This window comes from Vibrio casei, assembly GCF_002218025.2.
GTDB classification, from domain to species: domain Bacteria; phylum Pseudomonadota; class Gammaproteobacteria; order Enterobacterales; family Vibrionaceae; genus Vibrio; species Vibrio casei.
In genome coordinates this window covers 2,553,131-2,577,734 of sequence record NZ_AP018680.1, presented here as the reverse complement: position 1 = coordinate 2,577,734, position 24,604 = coordinate 2,553,131, and the positions used below count along the sequence as shown (strand labels likewise).

Annotated in this window: 17 protein-coding genes; 12 read left to right on the top strand and 5 right to left on the bottom strand. The window is 41.9% G+C overall.

The window, feature by feature from the left end; genetic code table 11:
• The first annotated feature begins 138 nt into the window (after positions 1 to 138).
• Entirely contained in the window at positions 139 to 1,395 is a 1,257-nt protein-coding gene (locus VCASEI_RS12055; RefSeq protein WP_089110411.1) for a malic enzyme-like NAD(P)-binding protein, read from the top strand.
• 115 nt (positions 1,396 to 1,510) lie between these two features.
• On the opposite strand, the gene metJ is transcribed toward VCASEI_RS12055, so the two are convergent.
• Entirely contained in the window at positions 1,511 to 1,828 is a 318-nt protein-coding gene (gene metJ, locus VCASEI_RS12050; protein WP_086960414.1) for a met regulon transcriptional regulator MetJ, read from the bottom strand.
• Between the two features lie 249 nt (positions 1,829 to 2,077).
• Between metJ and VCASEI_RS12045 the strand changes: the two genes are divergently transcribed.
• From VCASEI_RS12045 to metF, 3 genes are all read left to right on the top strand, one after another.
• Entirely contained in the window at positions 2,078 to 3,244 is a 1,167-nt protein-coding gene (locus VCASEI_RS12045) for an O-succinylhomoserine (thiol)-lyase (protein ID WP_086960413.1), read from the top strand.
• Positions 3,245 to 5,650: a bifunctional aspartate kinase/homoserine dehydrogenase II gene (locus VCASEI_RS12040; protein ID WP_089110412.1), complete on the top strand. Its 2,406-nt coding sequence runs from the start codon at positions 3,245 to 3,247 to the stop codon at positions 5,648 to 5,650. It begins immediately after the preceding gene.
• A 295-nt stretch (positions 5,651 to 5,945) separates the two neighbouring features.
• A complete protein-coding gene (gene metF / locus VCASEI_RS12035) occupies positions 5,946 to 6,833 on the top strand; it encodes a methylenetetrahydrofolate reductase (protein ID WP_089110413.1) in 888 nt (295 codons plus the stop codon).
• A gap of 91 nt (positions 6,834 to 6,924) precedes the next feature.
• On the opposite strand, the gene VCASEI_RS12030 is transcribed toward metF, so the two are convergent.
• From VCASEI_RS12030 to argE, 3 genes are all read right to left on the bottom strand, one after another.
• On the bottom strand, positions 6,925 to 7,473 hold the full coding sequence (locus tag VCASEI_RS12030; RefSeq protein WP_086960410.1) for a PadR family transcriptional regulator: 549 nt from the start codon (positions 7,471 to 7,473) through the stop codon (positions 6,925 to 6,927).
• Positions 7,474 to 7,725: 252 nt separating this feature from the next.
• On the bottom strand, positions 7,726 to 10,356 hold the full coding sequence (gene ppc / locus VCASEI_RS12025; protein ID WP_089110414.1) for a phosphoenolpyruvate carboxylase: 2,631 nt from the start codon (positions 10,354 to 10,356) through the stop codon (positions 7,726 to 7,728).
• A gap of 238 nt (positions 10,357 to 10,594) precedes the next feature.
• Positions 10,595 to 11,749: an acetylornithine deacetylase gene (argE, locus tag VCASEI_RS12020; protein WP_086960408.1), complete on the bottom strand. Its 1,155-nt coding sequence runs from the start codon at positions 11,747 to 11,749 to the stop codon at positions 10,595 to 10,597.
• 197 nt (positions 11,750 to 11,946) lie between these two features.
• Here argE and argC point away from each other — a divergent pair, with 197 nt between their 5' ends.
• The 8 genes from argC to oxyR all read left to right on the top strand — a co-directional run bounded on the left by argC (position 11,947) and on the right by oxyR (position 21,793).
• On the top strand, positions 11,947 to 12,948 hold the full coding sequence (gene argC / locus VCASEI_RS12015; protein ID WP_086960407.1) for an N-acetyl-gamma-glutamyl-phosphate reductase: 1,002 nt from the start codon (positions 11,947 to 11,949) through the stop codon (positions 12,946 to 12,948).
• A 9-nt stretch (positions 12,949 to 12,957) separates the two neighbouring features.
• Complete coding sequence (gene argB, locus VCASEI_RS12010) at positions 12,958 to 13,737, top strand: acetylglutamate kinase (RefSeq protein ID WP_086960406.1); 780 nt, start codon at positions 12,958 to 12,960, stop codon at positions 13,735 to 13,737.
• Positions 13,738 to 13,894: 157 nt separating this feature from the next.
• Positions 13,895 to 15,130 carry an argininosuccinate synthase gene (locus tag VCASEI_RS12005; RefSeq protein ID WP_086960405.1) on the top strand — a complete coding sequence of 412 codons (1,236 nt, stop codon included), beginning with the start codon at positions 13,895 to 13,897 and terminating at the stop codon, positions 15,128 to 15,130.
• Positions 15,131 to 15,227: 97 nt separating this feature from the next.
• A complete protein-coding gene (gene argH, locus VCASEI_RS12000; RefSeq protein ID WP_089110415.1) occupies positions 15,228 to 17,102 on the top strand; it encodes an argininosuccinate lyase in 1,875 nt (624 codons plus the stop codon).
• 414 nt (positions 17,103 to 17,516) lie between these two features.
• The gene (locus VCASEI_RS11995; protein ID WP_086960403.1) at positions 17,517 to 17,753 is read left to right on the top strand and encodes a DUF1656 domain-containing protein; all 237 of its coding nucleotides are present in this window, start codon (positions 17,517 to 17,519) and stop codon (positions 17,751 to 17,753) included.
• Position 17,754: 1 nt separating this feature from the next.
• Entirely contained in the window at positions 17,755 to 18,609 is an 855-nt protein-coding gene (locus VCASEI_RS11990; protein ID WP_226983329.1) for an efflux RND transporter periplasmic adaptor subunit, read from the top strand.
• Positions 18,610 to 18,615: 6 nt separating this feature from the next.
• The gene (locus VCASEI_RS11985; protein WP_089110416.1) at positions 18,616 to 20,697 is read left to right on the top strand and encodes an FUSC family protein; all 2,082 of its coding nucleotides are present in this window, start codon (positions 18,616 to 18,618) and stop codon (positions 20,695 to 20,697) included.
• A 208-nt stretch (positions 20,698 to 20,905) separates the two neighbouring features.
• Complete coding sequence (gene oxyR, locus VCASEI_RS11980; protein ID WP_089110417.1) at positions 20,906 to 21,793, top strand: DNA-binding transcriptional regulator OxyR; 888 nt, start codon at positions 20,906 to 20,908, stop codon at positions 21,791 to 21,793.
• 95 nt (positions 21,794 to 21,888) lie between these two features.
• On the opposite strand, the gene VCASEI_RS11975 is transcribed toward oxyR, so the two are convergent.
• Complete coding sequence (locus VCASEI_RS11975; protein ID WP_086960400.1) at positions 21,889 to 24,453, bottom strand: penicillin-binding protein 1A; 2,565 nt, start codon at positions 24,451 to 24,453, stop codon at positions 21,889 to 21,891.
• Positions 24,454 to 24,604: the final 151 nt, after the last annotated feature.

Here is a 24,604-nt window from a genome sequence, read left to right as displayed (position 1 = left end):
AGTGTTCGACAGAATTTGAAAGGGATGCCAATGGCGTCCCTTTTTTCTTGTTGGAAATTAATGGTATTGACTAGGAACTTACTAGGCAATCTATTAATATTCCCCTCTCTATTACCGATACTGCAGGAATACCTAACTATGTCAGATGATCAGCAACAAAATGATTTTCGCCAACAAGCTCTTGATTATCATGCCTTCCCTACGGCAGGAAAGATTGCGATTGCACTCACGAAACCTGCAGATACGGCAGAAGATTTAGCTTTAGCTTACAGCCCGGGTGTGGCTGAGCCTGTTCGTGAAATTGCGCTGAATCCTGATAATGCCTACAAGTACACCGGAAAAGGTAACATGGTTGCCGTGATTTCAAATGGTACCGCTATTTTGGGATTGGGTAATTTAGGCCCACTGGCTTCAAAACCTGTGATGGAAGGGAAGGCCTTATTGTTCAAACGTTTTGCTGGATTAGATTCTATCGATATTCAAGTTAAGCACCGTACCATTGATGAATTTGTCGATACCGTTGCCAATATTGCCGATACATTTGGTGGCATCAACTTAGAAGATATTAAAGCGCCAGATTGTTTTGAAATTGAGCGTCAATTGATTGAACGCTGTGATGTGCCGGTTTTTCATGATGACCAACACGGTACTGCGATTGTTACGGCTGCGGGAATGTTAAACGCGATTGAGCTACAAGGTAAGAAATTATCAGAATGCAAAATAGTGTGTTTAGGTGCGGGTGCGGCGGCAGTAGCGTGCATGGAATTGTTGATTAAGTGTGGAGCCTTGCGCGAGAAAATCTACATGCTTGATCGTAAAGGTGTGATTCATACTCGCCGTGATGATTTGAACGAATACAAATTATTGTTCGCGAATAACACTGACATGCGTACGCTAGAAGACGTGATCGAGGGGGCCGATTTATTCTTAGGGGTTTCAGGCCCTAATCTATTACCACCAGAAGCATTGGCATTAATGGCCGACAAACCTATCGTATTTGCTTGTTCGAATCCTGATCCTGAAATTAAGCCTGAATTAGCGCATAAAGTGCGTAATGACTTAATCATGGGGACGGGGCGCAGTGATTATCCGAACCAAGTGAATAACGTTATTTGTTTCCCATTTATTTTCCGTGGCGCATTAGATGTACGTGCCAGTGAAATAAATACTGAAATGAAGCTGGCCGCAGTGGAAGCGATCCGTCAATTGGCAAAAGAAGCCGTTCCTGCTGAAGTGTTAAAAGCAGCTGGCGTAGATGATTTGTCGTTTGGTATTAACTATATTATTCCAAAACCAATGGATCCTCGATTACTACCACGTGTTGCTGGCGCTGTTGCGCGTGCCGCGGTAGAGTCTGGCGTGGCTAGAATTGAGCTTCCAGAGCAATATAAATAATATGAGTTAAGGCTCTAGAGTTCGGTTTTCCGATTTCGAGCAAAAGAAAACCCGCTCAAAATAAAATGTGAGCGGGTTTATTGTTTTTATCCGTATGATGAATAGGTCGAATTACTTAATCATCGAACGCTTCAAATTCAATCCCCATTTCCGTCATTAGTCTTTTTACTTCTGTTGGAATGTCATCAGGGCGATCTTTTCTTAAATCTTCATCAGTTGGCAGTGGCTGTCCTGTATAAGCATGTAAAAATGCTTCACATAACAATTCGCTGTTGGTGGCATGGCGCAAATTATTAACTTGGCGACGAGTTCGTTCATCCGTTAATATTTTTAGTACTTTAAGCGGAATTGAAACCGTTATTTTTTTGACTTGTTCGTTTTTCTTTCCATGCTCTGCATATGGGCTAATGTATTCACCATTCCAATCTGCCATCACACACCTTCGTTATTTGTTATTTATCAATATTGGCTGAATATGAATTTTAGCGGCATGTACCGCCACAAGTAAAGACGCTTAGATGGCTGGAGGTCTTGACGTCTTGGTTTTCAGGGGATAAAGTAGCGGAAAAGCTCGATACTCGTTGAAAAAGCGCTAAGATTGTTGTTCGCATTTTCGTATTTATGATAAGTGATTGCTGTATTTCTATAATGGAAGGATTCAGCAACTGGAAGGAATAAGCCGATGAGTTCTAAAAAGCCAGCGACTGTTGCGGTTCGCACTGGTATCGAATCCGATACCCAATATCACGCTGTTGTCCCACCGATTTACCTTTCAACCAATTACGGTTTTCCAGCTTTTGGTGAAGTTCCAAAATACGATTATACCCGTTCAGGAAATCCTAACCGTGGTTTACTAGAGCAAGCATTATCAGAATTAGAATCGGGTTCTGGTGCTGTGATCACTAACTGTGGTACTGCGGCCTTAAACCTATGGATATCAGCGTTTTTAGGTCCGGATGATTTGATTGTAGCGCCGCACGATTGTTATGGTGGTACTTATCGTCTGTTTAATACTCGTGCACAAAAAGGCGACTTTAAGGTTCAATTTGTTGATCAATCTAACCAAACTGAATTTGACGCCGCTATTGCTAAAAAGCCTAAGCTAATTTTATTAGAAACCCCATCAAATCCACTGGTACGGGTGGTCGATATTGCCAAAGCATGCCAAAAAGCAAAAGAAGTGGGTGCGTTGGTGGCTGTGGATAATACCTTTTTGACACCCGTGTACCAAAAGCCATTAACCCTTGGTGCTGACTTTGTTATTCATTCCACGACGAAATACATTAATGGTCATTCAGATGTGATTGGTGGAGTTATTATTGCCAAAAGTGAAGCGCACGTGGAATTATTGTCTTGGTGGGGAAATTGCATAGGAGCAACGGGTACACCATTTGACAGTTATATGACGTTGCGTGGCTTGAGAACCATAGCGGTACGTATGAAAATGCACGAAGAAAGTGCTCAGACTTTATTGGCGTACTTACAAACTCAAGCGCTGGTGGGGACCATTTATCACCCAAGTTTACCAACGCATCCTGGTCATGAGATTGCCAAAGCCCAACAACGTGGTTTTGGTTCAATGTTGAGTTTTGAAATAAATGGCAGTATGGATCAACTCAAAGCATTTGTGGGTCATTTAGAATTATTTTCTCTCGCGGAATCACTTGGCGGAGTAGAGAGCTTGATTTGTCATCCTTCTTCGATGACCCATCGAGCTATGTCAGATGAAGCGCAAGAAGAAGCGGGGATTTCACCGTTACTTTTACGTGTTTCGGTTGGATTAGAAGACAGTCAGGACTTAGTGGCTGATTTAGAGCAAGCCTTCATAAAAGCACAAGAGGTAGCGTAAATGACATCCGCTCGTCAGTTACACAAATTTGGTGGTAGTAGTCTAGCTAACCCAGAATGCTACAAACGAGTCGCCAATATTTTAAATGAATATTCAAACCCCGGTGATTTAATTGTGGTTTCTGCCGCCGGCAGTACAACTAATCGTTTGATCGATTGGCTAGCGGCTTTGGAAAAAGATGGCCGTATTGCGCATGAAATTTTGCAGCAGTTGCGCCAGTTTCAGATTGGGTTAATTGAAGAGCTTCTCCCTGAAGAGAAAGCAACGCCGTTACTTGAAACATTGAATCAAGAATTTTTAGTATTAAGTGATTTAAATGGGCCGATTACGAGTGTGGCTTATGCAGCGGTGCTCGGTCATGGTGAGGTGTGGTCTTCACGATTATTAGCATCATTGTTGTGCCATTTAGATATGGAAGCGACACAAATTGATTCTCGTGATTTCTTACGGGCCGAGCGTGGTGCACAGCCTGAAGTCGAGCGTGCTCGTTCATTACCGCTATTGAAAGAAATCTTTGCTCAGCACGGTAAGCGTCGTTTAGTTATTACGGGGTTCATGGCTCGTAATGATGCTGGAGAAACCGTCTTATTAGGCCGTAATGGCTCGGATTATTCTGCAACCGTCATTGGTGCATTATCAGAGTCCGCTCGAGTCACGATTTGGAGTGATGTTGCCGGGGTTTACAGTGCTGATCCGCGTAAAGTAAACGATGCGTGCTTGTTACCTTTGTTACGCTTAGATGAAGCGAGTGAATTGGCTCGTTTAGCGGCCCCAGTACTCCATAGCCGAACTTTGCAGCCTGTGGCACAAAGTGCCATGGACCTGAGCTTACGTTGCAGCTATCAGCCTGAATCGGGCTCCACACGTATTGAGCGTGTACTTGCTTCTGGTCGTGGTGCAAAGATCATTACTTCTCTGGATGAAATCTTATTGGTGCAGATCCATTTTGGGTCAGGGCATGATTTTGCTCGTTTAGAATCGGAAGTGATTCGCTCGTTAACTCGTGCTCAACTTCAGCCATTAGCCATACAATCGCAATCCGATCAAGGCTGCCTTTCACTTGCGTATACGGTTGAGATTGCATCGAGTGCATTAGCGTATCTGCAAGACACTGCGGTGGGCGCTGAAATTAAATTGAAGGAAGGTTATTCCATGGTGGCGGCGGTTGGCGCTGGCGTTATGATTAATCCGAATCATTGCTACGGGTTTTATCAACAACTTAAAAGTGCACCGGTTGAATTTATTTCTGAGTCGAGTTTAAGCCTTGTGGCTGTTTTGCGAAAAACCGACGTAGCAAAGTTGGTGATTGATGTTCATACTCAATTGTTCCAAGCGCAAAAAAGGGTAGCAATTGCTCTGTGTGGTAAAGGAAATATTGGCTCAAGTTGGTTATCGTTATTTGCTGAACAAAAAACGGAATTAGAAAAACGTCGGGGCATGAGCTTTGATTTGGTGGCGATAGTAGATAGTCAAACCTATTGGTTAGATTTAAAAGGTATCGATCCGAAACAAGCCCTTCTTCGTTTTGATGACGAAGGGCTCAGTAATGATGGTAAAACCTGGCTACAAACACTTGCTCATCAGTCTGAATACGATGAAGTGGTGGTCATGGATGTGACTGCCAGCCCTGAGCTTGCGGCGCAATACGCTAAAATAGCAGAACATGGAATGCACTTAATCTGTGCGAATAAAGTAGCTGGCTCTTCCTCCAGTGATGCTTACCAAAGAGTGGTTGATGCATTTGAGAAAACTGGCCGCCATTGGTTATATAACGCTACAGTGGGGGCTGGGTTACCCGTTAACTATGCTATTCGTGATTTACGCAATAGTGGTGATGAAATTACCGCCGTTTCAGGTATTTTTTCAGGTACATTGTCATGGTTATTCCAGCAATTTGATGGCTCAATCCCATTTACCGACTTGGTCGATCTGGCTTGGCAACAAGGCTTAACGGAACCGGATCCGCGCTCTGACTTAGATGGCTCCGATGTCATGAGAAAGCTCGTGATTGTGGCGCGTGAATCAGGATTAGATATTGAACCTGAAAGTGTCAAAGTAGAGTCTTTAGTGCCTGAAGCGCTTCAACATATTTCAACTGATGACTTTTTTGAACATGGCAAAGTGTTGAATGAATTACTGTCTGAGCGCCTCGCTAAAGCACAAAAAGAAGGTAAAGTGCTTCGTTATATTGCTCGCTTAAATCGAAATGGAGAAGCAACGGTCGGCGTGGAAGCGCTGTCACCAGAGCATGCATTAGCCAATTTATTACCGTGTGATAATATTTTTGCCATTGAAAGTAAATGGTACAAAGATAATCCCTTAGTGATTCGTGGCCCAGGTGCCGGTCGAGCAGTCACTGCAGGGGCATTACAGTCAGATTTGAATCGCTTATCTAACTTATTGTAAAATTTTATAAATATATAAAGATCAGTGCATTTTGTATTTAATACCACCTCAGTTTTGAGGTGGTATTTTTTTTGAATGAACCCTTGTTTTTTATCGTCATGAATAAAATTCATGTTTAGATCGTTGACTTCGTATAGTATTCAAGACATTATTTGGACATATAGACGTCTATATGAATTTTCATCTTACGATAAGCACATATTTTGGGTAGAACCCGTTAGTGAAAAGGATCGTTTTCACATTAAGTTGTTTTTAGATTGAGTCGTTAAAGTGGTGATGCCACAGGGAGCAGAACATGAGTTATTCACACGCAGGTCATATTGACGCACTAAACCATAATGTTGCCGATCTGGCTGGTAAAATTAATGTGTCTTTTGAATTTTTTCCGCCAAGTAGCGAAAAAATGGAAGAAACGTTGTGGAGCTCAATTCATCGTCTTAAAACACTTCAACCTAAATTTGTGTCAGTCACTTATGGCGCTAATTCTGGTGAGCGTGACCGTACTCACTCTATTATTAAAGAAATTAAAGATCAGACAGGTTTAATCGCTGCACCACACTTAACGTGTATTGATGCCTCTCGTGATGAATTAAAAGAAATCACAAAAGATTACTGGAATAATGGTATTCGCGATATTGTGGCATTACGTGGTGATTTACCGGTCGGCGGCGGTAAACCAGATATGTATGCATCGGATCTTGTTGAACTGCTAAAAGGCGTGGCAGATTTTGATATTTCGGTGGCGGCTTATCCTGAGGTTCATCCCGAAGCGAAAAATGCTCAAGCCGATTTGATTAACCTAAAACGTAAAGTAGATGCCGGTGCAAATCGTGCAATTACTCAATTTTTCTTCGATGTAGAAAGCTACCTTCGTTTCCGTGATCGCTGTGTGAACGCAGGGATTGATGTTGAAATTATTCCGGGCATTCTTCCAGTGTCTAATTATAAACAAGCAAAGCGCTTTGCTGACATGACCAATGTACGTATTCCAAGCTGGATGGCGAAACAATACGAAGGCTTAGATGAAGATCCAGTGACTCGCCAAATGGTCGGGGCAAGTCAAGCGATTGATATGGTTAGAACACTGAGTCGTGAAGGGGTGAAGGATTTCCATTTCTACACGCTAAATCGCTCAGAAATGACGTATGCACTTTGCCATACTCTTGGTGTACGACCGCGCTAATAGTTTAGGCTATATGGTAGTAAAAGAAGTAAGGCTTACTTAAGAGGTAAGCCTTTTTTAGTGATAAATTGGTCGTTATCCGCAGAACAAGTTAAATAAGAGTGTCTTGCAAGGTGAGTTGTTCTTTGACTTCTACCGCCCATTCTACCCACATTTTCCTTTCTAAAATGTTTCGTCTTAAAATCAAACGTTCTATTCTTGCGGCAATATTGAGCTTTTCTGGGTAAGCATAAAATTGTTTTTCGAGTAGCTGAAATTGTTGGATCATGTGTTCGGCTTGTGGAATTAATTCATTAATTTGCTCAATAAGAAGATCCGAAGATTGAACTGAACATGCCATTAATTTGGCTGAAAACTCATCACGAGTTGGTGTATAAGGCGTGGGTTGTTCAAACCAAGCGGTTAATGCTTTTCTACCAAGTTCGGTAATAGTGTAAATTTTCTTATCAGGCTTGCCTTCTTGTTCGATCAATTCACTCGTGACCCATTCTAACTGTGACATTTTATTTAATTCTCGGTATACCTGCTGGTGGCTGGCTTTCCAAAAATGCCCAATATTTTGTGAAAAGGCTTTGGTAATATCATAGCCTGTCGCTTCATGGCGACTAAGAACGGTTAAAATAACGTGCGGTAACGACATAAACTCTTCCAATTAAACAATAAAGTACTATCGACAGAAAACAAAAAGTGCGAGAGTGGCGAGTAACATAGCCTAAATAGCGAAGATTATGTACTGATGACAAGGTCAGTATTAAAAAAGAAGATCTCACGCATGCCTTTTCAATGATATAAGCTCATTTAATCAATGATATTGTGTGGATGCATTTCTTTTGTGAATAAAAAAGCCGCACAGAGTGCGGCTTTTATAGAATGGAATGGTATCACGATATTATTAACCCGTGTTACGCATGCCTGCGGCAATCCCTGCAATCGTTAACATTAGGGCTTCTTCTAATTCAGGAGAAGGATTAGCTGTTTTACGAGTACGGTACAGCAATTCGGCTTGCAGCATATTTAGTGGCTCTACATAGATATTACGTAAGCGAATAGACTCTAAACCCCACGGGTCGCTTTGCATCAAGTTTTCGTTATTTTCAACATTTAGAACGGTAACAATATCTTTTTGCAATTGCGTACGTAGACGCTCCCCTAGTGGCCATAAAGACTCATCGGTTAATCGTTGGTCGTAATAGCGAGAAATATCGATATTACATTTAGAGTAAACCATTTCTAACATGCCTAGTCGGGTAGAAAAGAAAGGCCATTCACGGCACATTTCTTCAAGCATAGGTTGATGGCCTTGCTCGACCGCATGTTGAATTGCTTCACCGGCTCCCAACCATGCTGGTAGTACCAGACGGTTTTGGCTCCAAGAGAAAATCCAAGGAATCGCGCGTAAGCTTTCGACACCACCATTTGGATTACGCTTGGATGGGCGAGAACCAAGAGGCAGCTTACCTAATTCTAATTCAGGTGTGGCGGCGCGGAAGTAAGGGACGAAATCAGGTTCGCCACGAACAACGGCACGGTAAGCATCACACGAGACATCCGAAATAGTCTTCATGAGATCGCGCCATTCTTTCTTAGGCTCCGGAGGTGGCAGTAAATTTGCTTCTAATATCGCGCTTGCGTATAAATTAAAGCTGTTAACTGCGACATCAGGTAAGCCAAGTTTAAAGCGGATCATTTCACCTTGCTCTGTCACACGTAATCCACCTTTTAAACTGCGAGGTGGTTGAGACAGTAATGCCGCATGGGCAGGCGCGCCACCACGACCAACCGTACCACCACGTCCATGGAATAAGGTAAGTTCAATACCTTCTGCATCGGATACTTTCACTAGTTTATCCATCGCATCGTACTGAGCCCAACCTGCCGCCATAACGCCCGCATCTTTGGCTGAATCGGAATAACCAATCATGACCATTTGGTGGTTGTTGATGAAGTTACGGTACCAATCGAGTGAAAACAGTTGTTTCATGACGGCTTCAGAGTTGTTCAAGTCGTCTAATGTTTCAAATAATGGGCAAACATCCATACGGAACTTGCACCCTGACTCTTGTAAAATCAAGTGTACCGCTAACACATCAGATGCGGTACGAGCCATTGAAATCACATAAGAACCAAAGGCTTCACGCGGATGTTTAGCCATTACGCGACATGTATCTAATACTTCTTGTACTTCAGCAGAAGGCTGCCAGTTTCGAGGAAGTAATGGGCCTTTTGAGCTGAGTTCTTTAATTAAGAATTCAATTTTCTCTTCTTCTGTCCATTGGTCGTATTCGCCAATTTCTAGGAAGCGCGTCATTTCGGTAATGACATCGGAATGGCGGGTACTTTCTTGACGAATATCTAATCGCACAAGGTGGATGCCAAATGCTTTAACTCGACGTAATGTATCTAATAAAGAGCCTTCAGCAATAATGCTCATGCCGCATTCACGAAGTGATTGATAGCAGGCTAGAAGCGGCTCCCACAATTGTTCAACACGTTCTAAAATTGGGAAGTTAGGTACTTCTTCATTATTAATTTTAGCTTCGAGTACTACGCAAGTATTTGACAGTAATGTACGCAAGCGTTTTAGGATGGCGCGATAAGGTTCATGTTGATCGCCAGAAAGATCACGAACAGTATCATTACAAGCCGTCATCGATAATTCAGAAATCAACTCTTGAATATCTGCTAAATACAAATCGGCAGCTTTCCAACGAGACAGCAGTAGTGCTTCATTGGTGATAGGGTGGGTGACATTTGGATTACCATCGCGGTCACCGCCCATCCAAGATGAAAAATGAACGGGACGTGCATCAATTGGTAAGCCTTCTCCAATGTGGCCTTTCAGGCGGTCATCAAATTCACGTAAGAATTCAGGCACGGCAGCCCAAAGGGAATTTTCGACAACGGCAAAGCCCCATTTAGCTTCATCAAGTGGCGTTGGTCGTTGTTGACGAATGACATCAGAATGCCAAGATTGTGCAATTAATCCTTCAAGGCGACGTTCGGTTTTTAGGCGCTCACGAGCAGAAAGGTCATTGTGTTCAAGTTGAGACAAACATTTATTGATTTTGACCAGTTTATTGATCATCGTACGGCGGGCAATCTCGGTAGGATGCGCTGTTAATACGAGCTCAATATTTAACTCTTTGATGGCTTGAGCAGTCTCTGTTTTACTAATATTGTTTTGAGCAAGCTTGCCAAATAAACTATTGATGGCGTCTGGCTCACAGACGTGTTCTTCACAATGACGTGAGATAGTGTGGTATTGCTCCGCAATATTGGTCAAGTTTAAGAACTGACTAAAAGCGTGAGCGACCGGCGTGAGCTGTTCATTTGGGAGATTTTTTATTTCTTCGATTAAGCCTTCACGATCTTCCTGATTACCTGCGCGAGCAGATTTGGAAAGCTTACGAATGGTTTCGACTTTTTCAAGAATAGCATCACCATGTGCTTCTTGAATGGTTGAGCCGAGTAATTCACCGAGCATGCGAACATTGCTCTTTAAAGCGGCATATTTTTCATTCATCGTCGTTTCACCTTGTAATTTTATTACATCCATTTAATTTTTTAACACCACAATCTAGCGAAAATATTTGCACTGAGTCAAATTTTTGAGCGATTAAGATGAAATAATACTGATATTTTTGATGTGCATCAGCAATCGAGTACGTCATCCTTGCAGCGTGAAACTGTGTTTATTTATACCATGCTTTGCCACATCAATCCGTCTTTATCATGATTGATGCGGCATAATTCATTTTTTCTTAATGGAAACAATATTGACGTATTGCTTTAGATAGAATGTTGATGGTGGGGTCGATAAATTCGAATGCTAAGAATTCATCGGGTTGGTGAGCTTGATCGATAGAACCTGGCCCCAAGACTAATGTTGGACATATTTCTTGTAAAAAGGGAGCTTCAGTACAGTAATTGACCGTTTCAGATGGGGTTTCACAGATTTTTTCAACCCCGGCAATAAATGGATGATCATGTTGGCATTCGTAACCTGGGATTGCTTCATGAAGTGGCTGAATATCGATGCGACCTGGCCATTTAGCTTGTACTTCTTTCAATGCGGCACGCAACATATTGTCTAGACCATCTAGGCTGATTCCGGGAAGAGGACGGACATCGTAATGAAGCTCACAACAACCACAGATACGGTTAGCACTGTCGCCGCCATGGATATAGCCAAGGTTGAGTGTTGGAGTCGGAATGTCAAATCCTGGGTGGTGATATTCTTTGATTAATTGATTTCGAAGTTGCATTAACGCAAATAGTACTTCATGCATGATTTCAATTGCATTGACGCCAAGAGCTGGGTTGGAGGAATGCCCTGATTGACCTGTCACCCGAACGGCATTGGCGACATGGCCTTTGTGACCTCGAATAGGCTTTAAGCTTGTCGGCTCACCAATAATGCAATAATCGGGTTTATAAGGTGCATCATCGTTTAAGCATGATTCCGTAAAGTGCCGAGCGCCAAGCATGGTAGTTTCTTCATCGCAAGTGGCCAAAATATACAAAGGTTTGGTTTGTTGTGACCAGTCGATTTTTTTCACGGCTTCTATGATAAACGCAAAGAAACCCTTCATATCGGCTGTCCCTAAACCGTAAAAGCGATTATTGGATTCGGTCAATTCGTGGGGATTAAAATTCCAACGACCCTCATCAAAAGGAACGGTATCGGAGTGACCCGATAAAAGTAAACCACCTTCACCTTGCCCTTTTTTTGCAATTAAATTGTGTTTTCCTTGAGCAACCTCGACGATTTCCACCGTAAAATCGAGATCTTTAAGCCATTGCGCTAGTTTAGCAATAACGTTGGTATTGCCTTCATCCCATTTGGGATCGGTGGAGCTAATTGAAGAGGTTGAAATTAGGCCACGATAGACTTCTAAAAAATTTGGGGTTGTCATAAGTGCTCCAGTTTATATGTCTTTACGATGCTTTCTATTGACAATAACGCAATAAAACGATAAAACACATATTAAATCATTATTTGTGAATAAAAAATCAAATATTGACAAAAAATTAGTGTATATAGTCAAAATAAGATAGCAGAAAAACGCAATTTACACATAAATAAGCGACTCAAACAAACGGATAGGTGAGTATGTTGAAAACAGTGATTATCGGAGCAAGTGGTTATACTGGCGCAGAATTAGCGTTGATGGTTGAAAAGCATCCCGAGCTCACTTTATCCGGGCTGTATGTTTCAGAAAATAGTGTCGATGCGGGTAAGCCTATCTCTCAACTGCATGGGAAATTATTAGGCTTGATTGACCAATCGATTCAAGCACTTGTTTCTCCTAAAGAGGTGGCAAAGGACTGTGATGTGGTATTTCTGGCCACGGCTCATGAAGTCAGCCATGATTTAGCTCCGGTTTTTTTAGAGAATGGTTGTGCTGTATTTGACCTTTCTGGTGCTTATCGTGTGCAAGCGGACGATTTTTATCCTCAATATTACGGCTTTAAACACACCTATTCTCAGTGGCTTGAACAAGCGGTATACGGTTTAGCAGAGTGGAACGCCGAACAAATTAAAACGGCTCAATTGATTGCGGTTCCGGGGTGTTACCCAACCGCTTCCCAGCTTGCAATTAAGCCTTTGATTGAGGCAAACCTTGTTGATGTCAATCAATGGCCTGTTATTAATGCGACAAGTGGTGTGACAGGTGCGGGTCGCAAAGCGACGATGACCAACAGTTTTTGTGAAGTCAGCTTGCAGCCTTATGGGATCTTTACTCATCGTCATCAACCAGAAATTGCCTCTCATTTAGGTTGCGATGTAATTTTCACACCGCACTTAGGGAATTTCAAACGTGGAATTTTAGCCACCATCACCATGAAACTTGCTGATGGTGTTGATGAGCAACACATTCAACAAGCTTTTGAACAAGCCTATCAAGGTAAACCAGCTGTGCGTATTTTAGACACAATTCCACGTTTGCAAAATGTTGAAAATACGCCTTTTTGTGATATCGGATGGCAAGTTCAAGGTCAACATATTATTGTTGTCTCAGTAATTGATAACCTTTTGAAGGGCGCATCAAGCCAAGCAATGCAATGCTTGAATATTCGTTACGGTTTTCCAGTTCTTACTTCGTTAGTGTAGGGTTGTTGAATGAATTTAAATCCGTTAGTGATCAAATTAGGTGGTGCAGTATTATCCGATATGGATACGCTGGCGTTACTTTTTAAAGCCATTGAAACTTATCAACAACAAGCTCAGCGTGAAATAGTGATTGTTCATGGTGGCGGGTACTTAGTGGATGAGTTAATGGACAAGCTGCAACTGGAAACCGTAAAGAAAAACGGTTTACGTGTGACCCCGTTTGAACATATCAACTATATTGCTGGCGCATTAGCGGGAACGGCGAATAAACTGCTGCAAGGTCAAGCGATTAAGCTTGGATTAAATGCCGTAGGACTTAGCCTTGCAGATGGTGGTCTATGCCAAATAACCCAGCTATCTGACGATCTTGGTGCGGTTGGTGAGGCGAAATCCGGTAATGGTGCGGTACTGAATGCCATTTTAAAAACAGGCGCATTGCCGATTATTAGTTCCATTGGTATTACCCCTCAAGGTCAACTAATGAACGTGAATGCTGATCAAGCAGCGGTTGCGGTGGCAACTGCTATTGATGCTGAGCTTGCTTTGTTATCAGATGTGAGTGGTGTATTAGATGGTAATAAACAGTTGATAGCCGAACTTGATCAAGCTGAAGCTGACCGTTTGATTGAACAGCAGGTCATTACCGATGGCATGATTGTTAAAGTGCAGGCCGCATTGGATGCCGCGATCGAGCTAGGCCGCGCGATTGAAGTGGCGGGCTGGAAAAACCCAGAGAAATTAACCGAATTATTTGCTGGTAACAGTATAGGAACCCGCTTCTTACCTTAATTCAATTTAATTGGCGTGTAGGCTTGGTGTCGCAACTGAAAGCTCTATACGACAGATAAATGGGGTAGGGTGAAGAGTAAAATATATTATCCATGAAATAGAGCGTGATAATAAAGCCATTTCAGGGACGGAAATTATAAACTTTTGGAGAAGTAACATGGCGAAATTAAGTGTCGATAAAGCAAGCATTAACAAAGTTGTTGTTGCTTATTCTGGTGGATTAGATACATCTGTGATCATTCCATGGCTTAAAGAAAACTACGACTGTGAAGTGGTCGCTTTTGTAGCCGATGTCGGTCAAGGCGAAGAGGAATTAGTGGGTATTGAAGAAAAAGCCATCGCCTCTGGTGCGTCTGAGTGTTATATCGCAGACCTGAAAGAAGAAATGGTCGCTGATTATATTTATCCAACTCTAAAAACCGGTGCGCTTTATGAAGGTAAATATCTTCTTGGTACCTCAATGGCTCGTCCAATCATAGCCAAAGCGCAAGTTGAAGTTGCACGTAAAGTAGGCGCAGATGCGCTATGTCATGGTTGTACGGGTAAAGGAAACGACCAAGTTCGTTTTGAAGGTGCCTTTGCTGCGCTTGCCCCAGATTTGCATGTGATTGCTCCTTGGCGTGAATGGGATCTTGTGAGCCGTGAAGAGTGTTTAGATTACTTAGCAGAGCGTAATATTCCTTGTACGGCTTCTTTAACCAAGATTTATTCACGTGATGCAAATGCATGGCATATCTCAACGGAAGGTGGTGTATTAGAAGATACATGGAATGCACCGAATGATGATTGCTGGGCGTGGACGGTTGATCCTGAGCAAGCGCCAAATGAAGCGGAATACGTTTCTGTAAAAGTAGAAAAAGGTGCAGTGGTTGCGGTAGATGGTAACGAATTATCACCTTATCAATCGTTAGTTTACTTGAATGAAAAAGGCATTAAGCACGGTGTTGGTCGTATTGATATCGTTGAAAACCGTTTAGTGGGCATGAAATCTCGTGGGTGTTATGAAACACCAGGAGGCACCATCATGATGGAAGCGCTTCGTGCGGTTGAGCAACTAGTTCTCGATAAAGCTTCATTTGAATTTCGTGAAGAGCTCGGCGTGAAAGCATCGCACCTTGTTTACGACGGCCGTTGGTTTACACCACTATGCAAATCACTGCTTGCAGCAACTGAAGAGTTAGCACAAGATGTGAACGGCGAAGTGGTGATTAAATTGTATAAAGGCCAAGCGACCGTAACGCAAAAGCGTTCTGACAACAGCTTGTATTCAGAAGAGTTTGCTACCTTTGGTGATGACACGGTTTATGATCAAAGTCATGCTGGCGGTTTCATTCGTCTTTATTCATTAGCAAGCCGTATTCGTGCGTTAAATGAAGCAAAAAAAAGTAAATAAACGCATTTAAATCGTCATTCTGGAAGCGAAGCACGTGCTCTAGAGTGACGAATAATAATTAAAAACTGAAGCAATGGACTAAGCAGGAGAAGCATCAATGGCATTATGGGGCGGAAGATTTACCCAAGCAGCAGACACTCGGTTTAAGCAGTTTAATGACTCACTGCGATTTGATTACCGATTGGCTGAACAAGACATTGTAGGTTCAATTGCTTGGTCTAAATCTTTGTTGTCAGTTGGTGTATTAACCGAAGAAGAACAACAAAAGTTAGAATTAGCCTTAAATGAATTAAAACTCGCAGTAATGGAAGATCCGGAGCAAATTTTGCAATCGGATGCGGAAGATATTCACAGTTGGGTAGAAACTCAATTGATTAACCGTGTGGGTGATTTGGGGAAAAAATTACACACCGGTCGTTCTCGTAACGACCAAGTGGCGACAGACTTAAAATTATGGTGTCGTCAGCAAGGGCACCAATTATTGATGGCGTTGGATCGTCTACAATCCAAAATGGTATCGGTTGCACGTGAACACCAAGCGACAGTCCTGCCAGGTTATACTCATTTACAACGCGCTCAACCGGTGACATTTGCTCACTGGTGTTTGGCTTATGTTGAAATGCTAGAGCGTGATTATTCTCGCCTTTCTGATGCGATTAAACGTTTGGATACTTGCCCATTAGGTTCAGGGGCATTAGCCGGCACGGCTTATCCGATGGATCGTGAGCAATTGGCGCATAATCTAGGTTTTCAACGCGCAACGCGTAATAGCTTAGATTCGGTGTCTGATCGAGATCATGTGATGGAGCTAATGTCGATTGCTTCTATCTCAATGTTGCATCTTTCTCGCTTGGCAGAAGATATGATCTTCTACAACTCAGGCGAATCCGGTTTTATTGAATTGGCCGATACCGTGACGTCAGGTTCTTCTTTAATGCCACAAAAGAAAAACCCTGATGCGTTAGAGTTGATTCGCGGTAAAACGGGCCGAGTGTATGGTTCATTGGCTGCGATGATGATGACAGTGAAAGCGCTACCGCTTGCTTACAACAAAGATATGCAAGAAGACAAAGAAGGCCTATTTGATGCATTAGACACTTGGAACGACTGCATGGAAATGGCGGCGTTGTGTTTCGAGGGTATTAAGGTTAATGGTGAACGTACACTAGAAGCAGCAAAACAAGGTTATGCTAACTCGACTGAATTGGCCGATTATCTCGTTGCAAAAGGTATTCCTTTCCGTGAAGCACACCATATTGTTGGCGTTGCTGTGGTTGGCGCGATTGCTAAATCTTGTGCATTAGAAGAATTGTCGTTAGAAGAATTAAAAGCATTTTCACCTGTGATTGAATCCGATGTATATGCCATTTTAACCATTGAATCGTGCTTAGAAAAACGTTCAGCCTTAGGTGGCGTTTCACCAAAACAAGTGAAGTATGCGGTGAATCAAGCGCAAAAGCGTTTGGATGAACGTGATAATTCAGGAGTAACCGTTCGAGCTGCTCGTCTAACAGATATTGATTCACTTGAAGGTATGGTGGCCTATTGGGCAAGTTTAGGGGAAAATTTACCCCGAAATCGTAATGAATTGATTCGAGATATTGGTTCGTTTGCGGTCTCAGAACATCATGGAGAAGTGACGGGATGTGCCTCTTTGTATGTGTATGATTCAGGTTTAGCTGAAATTCGCTCATTAGGAATTGAAGCTGGTTGGCAAGGGCAAGGACAAGGGGCGGCAATTATTAAGTATTTGGTGGATAAAGCCCGCCAAATGGCGATTAATAAAGTGTTTGTTCTGACGAGAGTCCCTGAATTCTTTATGAAGCAAGATTTCATTCCGACATCGAAGACTTTGTTACCAGAGAAGGTGCTGAAAGATTGTGATCAATGCCCACGCCAATATGCGTGTGATGAAGTGGCATTGGAAATCAATTTAAATGAACAAGTTATTATACAGGTGAATATGGCCTAGTAAAAAAGTAGCATTGGCTTATATGATTGTAAAAAAGCGCACTGTTAAGTGCGCTTTTGCTTATAAAACCATTTCCTTTATAAGGAAAAAAGCTAAGCATCTTCTAGTGGACAGCGTATAATTTTGTCCGTTTTTGATGGGTATACGCTTGCTTTTTATTCAAACCTTTATGTTGCGTCAGATTGATTTGAAAGGTGCTTACATTTTTTCGTCAATCTTCCTTACCTAAAGGTTTGAATGATAGCTCTGAATTCTGCATCTTGAAGTCACTTGGGTTTAATCCGCCATACTTTCTCTTCTGGCATCAAATCACTGATACGCTAAAATCATACATGGACTCTGTATCTGCTTGTTATTTTCCAAGTGAAATATGAGTTACTATTTATTTAATCAGATTTTCCTAAGGTGCATTATGTGAATATTGATTTTTTTCAGGTTGGATTACCGCTTTCTGATTTGGTTGTTGGGGCTTCCATCTATTTCCCTCCCATGTTTAAGGCCTTTTTATTGGGTTTATTCATTTGGGCTGGAGTCAACCGAATGCTGCGTAGTTGGATGTATTCAGGTGAGATTTGGCATCCGACTTTAATGAATTTATCACTATTTATTCTATCCGTTTTTGTCGCATTACTATTATTGATTGGGTACTAAATTGAAAACATTAAAATATTTCTCAACGTTAATTGTGTTTGCGGTTGCTATTTGTGCGGCTTGGTGGATGTGGAACTATTATATGCAATCGCCTTGGACGCGCGATGGTAAAATTCGTGCAGATGTGGTGGACATTGCTTCTAATGTGAATGGTGTCGTCGTCAATTTACCAGTTGACGATAATCAGTTTGTTAAAAAAGGCGATTTGTTAATGGAAATTGATCCAGTGCCTTTTAAGATTGAAATAGAAGAAGCTAAAGCCAGTTTAGCCACGGCAGAAGCGAGCTTAGAAAAAGCGAATAATGAATATCAGCGTCGCCGTAACATGAGATCGAACGTGATCTCAAAAGAAGAATTAGATGAAGCTCGTATTGCGACCAATTCGGCTCAAGCACAATTAAAGTCCGCACAAGCTGCGTTAGAAAAAGCCAATTGGAAGTTATCCCAGACGAGAGTGTATGCACCGGTAGATGGCTATATTAGCCACCTAAAAGCAAGAGAAGGGCGTTATGCATTGCTTGGTGTGGCAATGATTGGGCTCATTGATGCAAACTCTTTTTATGTACAAGGCTACTTTGAAGAAACCAAATTAAAGCATATTCAGGAAGGCTATAAGGCCGACATTACGCTTTATTCTAACCAACAAAAGCTCTCTGGTGTGGTGGAGAGTATTGGTCGAGGCATTGTTGATCAAAGTGAGGGAACCTCTTCAGAATTACTGTCTAATATCCAACCTAATGTTCCTTGGGTTCGCTTAGCACAACGTATTCCTGTCAGAATCAAATTAACCAATTTACCGGACGACTTACGGTTGATTGCAGGGACCACTTGTACTATTTCTGTTTATTCAGAGTAATTGAGTATGAGCTTTGACTGGTTAGACATACGTCAAACGCCTTGGGGAAAGGCTACGGCACCTCAATGGCGCTATGCTTTGAGAAATTCGATTGCTATTATTCTCGCTTTGTATCTTGGATTTATTCTTGAGCTGGATAAGCCTTATTGGGCGATGACTTCGGCGGCCGTGGTTGGCTTTCCAACATTTGGGGGGGTGATCAGTAAAAGTCTTGGCCGTATTGCTGGTAGCTTTATTGGGGCCTTTGCCTCAATTTTAATTGTGGGCTATTCCATTAATGAACCATGGCTGTTTGTTTTTTATATGGCTATGTGGTTATCAATTTGTACTTATGTTGCCAGTCATTTTGAAAATAATGTTGCTTACGCCTTCGCTCTTAGTGGCTATACCGCGGCAATTATCTCTTATGGTATGGTTAATACCACGGACATCCATTCTCTTTTTAGTGTCGCACAAGCCAGAGTTTGTGAGGTGGTTTTAGGAATTATTTGTGCAGGTGTCATGATGATGATTTTGCCTAGCACATCGGATGGAGAAACATTGCTTTCCACGTTACGTAATACACAAAACCGCTTACTTGAGCATTTTAAGTTACTGTTACAAGATGAAGAGCAGGATCAAGAGCATATTGGCCGGTCCCATCATTCAATGATCAATCAAATTTTGTCGATGAATTTGCTACGAATTCAAGCCTTTTGGGCACATAAACAATTACGAGATCAAGACCCTTATCTTCACCACGTTTTACAGCAACAGCTGAGCATTACAAGTTCGATGTCGAGTTTGCGTCGTATGCTATTAAACTGGCCAGAAGCGCCAAAAGATCTGAAAGACACAATGGCTGAACTACAAGTTTTTTTAGCTTCCTCGAATATTAACCAGTATCAACTTGCAAAAATTCTAGCCAAAATTAAGCCTCAAGATGATCATGATTATAAATATCATGCATTTTGGCTAAGGTTACGTGAGTTCTGTAAAGTGTTTTTGCGTACTGAGAAAATTCTACAAGGTCTAGAGAGTGGATCCGCTACGAACGTTATGCAGTTAGGAGTAACACCAAAGCGTTCACGTGTGCGTAGGCATACCGACAGTATAGAAGCTCTATTGAATGCGACTAGAACTTTTTTGTGCTTAATGTTGGTGAGTGCTTTCTGGATTGAGAGCCATTGGGACATGGGGTACGGAGCGGCGATGCTTGCAGGTGTCGGCTGTGTATTATTTTCGACTTACCCAGTTGCAAAGCCTGCGATACTTGCACAGACTACTGCTTTAATTGTTTTATTTGTGTGCTGCTTTTTTCTGAAATTTGGCCTTATGGTTCAAGTTTCAGAGTTTTTACAGTTTGCCGTTATCCTCTTTGTTTTCCTTATTACGGCCCATTTATTGCGTTTACAGTATCCTCGTCAGGGGGCCTTTTGGGCATTGATGGTTGTCATGCTGGGGTCTTTTATGATGATCACAAACCCACCAAGTTATGATTTCCAGACGTATTTAAACTCAGGTATTGGCATGCTGGTGGGGTCGATCTTACCGATTTTTGCTTTTGGTATTATTAAACCAAGCTCGGATCGTCGTAAAGGATTACGAGTGGCAAAGTTTTTACGTATGTCGATGATTTATCAATTAAACGAGAGAACGAAAATTGATGGCAGAGAGTTTGAAAGCTTAGTGTTTGATGGAATTAACCGATTAAGTCAAAGCCAAGATAGAGACACGAGAATTGGTTTATTACGCTTAGGTATAGTTATTTTAAACTGCCACAGTATTGTGGATCATCTACGTCGATTGTCCACACAAGAAAGCCAATCGGTCTTAGCTGAAGTGACGCATAACTTAACGGCAGTTTTCAACAATATATGTATTCGTCAAGCTTATTTCCAATCGCACAATTGGCACTTCCATTATCAGCAAGATGAAGGTGTGTTAACGGATGCATTAGAGCGTATTCAGGTCTTAGCGGAACAATTGGCTCGTAATGGTGAAATGGCGCTAGCGGGGTTGATATGGCGACTGCACTGTTCTTTATTACCACTGCAGCAAATAAAGTTAAATGAAGACGTTGAAAGCTTGGAACTTTCTCTTAATTAGAGCGTCTTACTAATACACTGCTTTTTCTTAACTTGATCATTCTTACTTTGTGAGAGTGAATCTTTCTTTAAGATAACCCCGCATCTTTCCTGGATAGTGGGGTTTTTTGTGTCTAAATATTTTAGTCGCACGATGAGGGTAAAATGATCTTATAGCCTCAATCATTTGATGTTATGGTATTGATAGTTTTTAACTATGGAGTTTTCTTGTGAATATTCGTGATTTTGAATATCTCGTTGCTTTGGCTGAGCATAAGCATTTTAGAAAAGCAGCAGAAGCTTGCTTTGTTAGCCAGCCAACTCTCAGTGGGCAAATTCGTAAGTTGGAAGATGAATTAGGCACATCTTTACTGGAGCGTAGTAGTCGTCGAGTGTTATTTACCGACTCTGGTTTGCAATTGGTCGCACAAGCCAAACGCATTTTAGGGGAGGTCAAAACATTTACTGAAATGGCTAGTTTGCAGGGCAAGGATATGAGTGGGCCATTACATATTGGTTTTATTCCCACTATTGGGCCTTATTTATTGCCTATGATTATTCAGCCACTCAAAAAAGCTTTTCCTAATTTAGAGCTTTTTTTACATGAAGCTCAAACGAATCAGTTGATTCGTCAACTTGAAGAAGGTCGGCTTGACTGCATTATTTTAGCCTCAGTAGCAGAAACGGAACCCTTTATTGAGTTAGATTTATTTAATGAGCCACTTGTTCTGGCTGTTCCATTGGCACATGAATGGGCGCAATTGGATCAACTTGATATGGATGATCTAAATGGTAAGACGGTTTTATCTTTGGGAGATGGACATTGTTTAAGAGATCAGGCTTTAGGTTTTTGCTTTGCCGCAGGGGCTAAAGATGACGAAAGATTTAAAGCTACCAGTTTAGAAACGTTACGTAATATGGTTGCGGCGGGTGGGGGAATTACTTTATTACCACAACTGTCCGTACCAAAAGAGAAATCGAAGGATGGGGTGAGTTATGTCAAAGCAGTTAATCCAACACCTAGCCGACAAATCGTCTTGGTGTATCGACCAGGCTCACCTTTGAAGAAACGATTTGAAAAACTCGCAAAATTTATCAGTGAAACGGTGATTTTATGATTGACATTAAGTGATTGAATTTATTTAAAATAAAAAGGCCATCATGACGATTAATGATGGCCTTTTTGATTACTTTTCGTTATGAATAAGTGACATTAAAACAAGCTATCACCATCTTCATCTTCGGTATAAAGATCCGTACCGCTATCATCAGAGACATATTCTGTTGGTTGAGTACCGGCTTCAAAATATTCCCACATAGAAGAATCATCATTCTTCTTCGTCAGTAAACCAGAATTACGATCAATACGAACACGAATAATGTTTTCAGGCAGAGTTAGATCTTGTTCTGGTACATCTTTTAATGCGATCTTCATGAAATCGACCCATGCAGGTTGGGCGGTTGTTCCCCCTGCCTCAGAACCATTATATTGTTCTTTACGGCTAAAATTAGCATTGGCAGCGGTATAGCCTAATGGGCGGTTAGCACCATCAAATCCAACCCAAGTCGTCGCTACGATATTAGGACCATAACCATTGTACCAAGCATCAACCGAATCGTTCGTGGTCCCGGTTTTACCTCCAATATCACGGCGTTTTAATACTTGTCCACGCCAACCAGTACCATTCCAACCTGTACCATTACTCCAAACACCTCCGCCCCAAATGTTGCTGTACATCATTTGGCGTACTAGGAATGCAGTTTGAGGTGAAATGACTTTCTCTGCATATTTGGGTGTTTCTTCAGTGCCTTGAACATCCACAACTATTGGTGTGTCTGGGCAGTTTCCACTGCATACTCGGGTTGGGTTTGAGTGGAAAATTAAATCACCATAAGGCCCATCCACATGATCGATGTAGAAAGGTTCAACATAGTAACCACCGTTAGCAAATACTGAAATGCCTTGAGCCATTTTTAGCGGCGTTAAACTACCTGCACCTAAAGCAACGGTTTCAGAGTACGGTAATTTGTCACGATCAAAACCAAAGCGTGGAAGATAATCCAATACTTCATCCAAACCGACACGGCGTAATGTACGCACTGCCATTACGTTTTTGGACTGTGCTAACCCGCGACGTAACATGGTGGGGCCAAGATAAGTTGGCGGTGAGTTTTTCGGTCTCCAGGCGGTTCCTTGCCCTTTATCCCATTGGTTAATTGGCGCATCGTTAATTAAAGTGGCTAATGTTAAACCTTTATCAATCGCAGCCGAATAAATGAAAGGTTTAATGCTTGAACCTACTTGACGGTTTGCCATGGTCGCGCGGTCAAATTTACTATGAACGAAGTTAAACCCACCAACTAATGACAATACCGCGCCATTTTCAGGATTCAATGCAACAAAAGCCGTATTTGCTATCGGTACTTGGCTTAGTTGCCATGTAGCGTTTGCTTGTGCATCGGTCGGGTTAGTTGATTCTTCATTGGTTTTCGCTAGTGCATTTTCGGTTTCTTGTTCGGGTTTTTCTTGTAATACGCCCATAGGACGAACCCAAATTTGTTGACCAATTTCTAGCATATCAGAAGCTTTGCTTGGCGCTCGCCCTTGACTTTTATCATTATAATATTTACGAGCCCATTTCAAACCATCCCATTCAATGGTCTGCTCTCCGCGATTTTTAATATAAACCGTCGCGGATTGCTTGGCGATCCCTGTCACCAATGCTGAACGGATAAGGCCAAAGCTGGGCTGCTTTTTCAAGTAGCTATCCATTTGTTCCTTGGTGAACGCTGTGTCATTTGGTTTCCACGCGATAGCTTCAGGGCCACGGTAACCATGACGTTCATCGTAGGCTAATAAGTTACCAATAGCGGCCTCATTTGCGGCTTCCTGCAAAGTGGATTTTACAGTGGTATAAATTTGCATACCTGAGCTATACGCTTCTTCACCGTAACGTTTTACGGCCCAAGAACGGGCTAATTCAGCAATATAAGGTGCATTTACTTCAATCACTGCACCGTGATATTCGCCATCAATAGGCTCTGCATCTGCAGCATCAAACTCTTCTTTTGTGATGTAATTTTCTTCAAGCATGCGAAGCAGCACAACATGTCGGCGTGTTTTGGCACGATCGATAGAATAAATTGGATTCATGGTGGAGGGGGCTTTAGGTAAACCGGCAATGATCGCCATTTCACCTAAGGTTAAATCTTTAGGTTCTTTACCAAAATAAGTCAACGATGCAGCGCCGACCCCATAAGAACGGTAACCAAGATAAATTTTATTAAGGTATAACTCTAAAATTTCTTGCTTATTCAGAATTTGCTCAATGTGGATAGCAATGAATATTTCTTTAATCTTACGCATAATTTTTTTGTCATTGGACAAGAAAAAGTTACGTGCAAGTTGTTGGGTGATAGTACTTGCCCCTTGTTTTGCCGAACCTGAAATGGCAACGACGACAGCAGCACGAGCAATCCCAATTGGGTCGATACCGTAATGTTGATAAAAACGACTATCTTCTGTTGCAATGAAAGCTTCTTGCATTTGAAGGGGAATATCATCCAACTTCAATGGAATGCGTCGCTTCTCACCAAATTGAGCAATTAATTTATCGTCTTCACTGAAAACCTTCATCGGGGTTTGCAGTTGTACGTCTTTCAAAGTGGCAACGTCTGGGAGCTGAGGTTTCAGGTAATAATAGAACCCAAAAATAGTTGTCACTCCAAGAATCATGCAAATGAATGAAAAAATAAGCAATGGCTTTATGAACTTCACCGGATATTCCCTGATTGAATGAGGATGTGTCGATATAAACACCTGTACAGTAGGTGCACATATTAGCATATCGCTAAAAAATTGCGTTCTTAACTTTTTAATTATTAAGTCAACTTATTTATTAATCCAACCTTTTTAGAGGTTAATTTCT

Bases quoted from the DNA above. Each gene is read 5' to 3' on its own strand.
- argC (WP_086960407.1), top strand. From the start codon at position 11,947: ATGTTGAAAACAGTGATTATCGGAGCAAGTGGTTATACTGGCGCAGAA.
- VCASEI_RS12030 (WP_086960410.1), bottom strand. From the start codon at position 7,473: ATGTCGTTACCGCACGTTATTTTAACCGTTCTTAGTCGCCATGAAGCG.
- VCASEI_RS11985 (WP_089110416.1), top strand. From the start codon at position 18,616: ATGAGCTTTGACTGGTTAGACATACGTCAAACGCCTTGGGGAAAGGCT.
- ppc (WP_089110414.1), bottom strand. From the start codon at position 10,356: ATGAATGAAAAATATGCCGCTTTAAAGAGCAATGTTCGCATGCTCGGT.
- argB (WP_086960406.1), top strand. From the start codon at position 12,958: ATGAATTTAAATCCGTTAGTGATCAAATTAGGTGGTGCAGTATTATCC.
- argH (WP_089110415.1), top strand. From the start codon at position 15,228: ATGGCATTATGGGGCGGAAGATTTACCCAAGCAGCAGACACTCGGTTT.
- VCASEI_RS12040 (WP_089110412.1), top strand. From the start codon at position 3,245: ATGACATCCGCTCGTCAGTTACACAAATTTGGTGGTAGTAGTCTAGCT.
- VCASEI_RS12045 (WP_086960413.1), top strand. From the start codon at position 2,078: ATGAGTTCTAAAAAGCCAGCGACTGTTGCGGTTCGCACTGGTATCGAA.
- argE (WP_086960408.1), bottom strand. From the start codon at position 11,749: ATGACAACCCCAAATTTTTTAGAAGTCTATCGTGGCCTAATTTCAACC.
- VCASEI_RS12055 (WP_089110411.1), top strand. From the start codon at position 139: ATGTCAGATGATCAGCAACAAAATGATTTTCGCCAACAAGCTCTTGAT.
- VCASEI_RS12005 (WP_086960405.1), top strand. From the start codon at position 13,895: ATGGCGAAATTAAGTGTCGATAAAGCAAGCATTAACAAAGTTGTTGTT.
- metF (WP_089110413.1), top strand. From the start codon at position 5,946: ATGAGTTATTCACACGCAGGTCATATTGACGCACTAAACCATAATGTT.
- metJ (WP_086960414.1), bottom strand. From the start codon at position 1,828: ATGGCAGATTGGAATGGTGAATACATTAGCCCATATGCAGAGCATGGA.